Annotated in this window: 1 protein-coding gene; it reads left to right on the plus strand. The window is 54.8% G+C overall.

Features of this window, described 5'->3' with window-relative positions:
* A partial coding sequence (locus NE473_RS31150; RefSeq protein ID WP_256265645.1) for a sodium ion-translocating decarboxylase subunit beta occupies positions 1 to 303 on the plus strand: 303 nt, incomplete at both ends.

The following is a 303-nucleotide window of genomic DNA, read 5'->3' on the forward strand; positions in this document are numbered from 1 at the left end:
CGAGCGCAGATGCGTTTCTGCGGGTGGATACATTAAAGATTATTGTGCTTGGCCTGGCTGCATTTTCCGTGGGAACCGCGGGCGGCGTGCTGCTGGGAAAGGTAATGTGCAGACTGTCAAAGGGCAAAGTAAATCCCATGATAGGCGCCGCAGGCGTCTCTGCGGTTCCAATGGCGGCCCGTGTGGTGCAGAAGGAGGGACAGAAATACAACCCATCCAATTTTTTGCTGATGCACGCCATGGGGCCTAACGTGGCTGGCGTAATTGGTTCAGCGGTAGCGGCCGGGATGCTTTTGTTATTTT

The sequence above is a fragment of the Hungatella sp. SL.1.14 genome, from assembly GCF_024460495.1.
In the GTDB taxonomy this organism is placed as follows: domain Bacteria; phylum Bacillota; class Clostridia; order Lachnospirales; family Lachnospiraceae; genus Hungatella; species Hungatella hathewayi.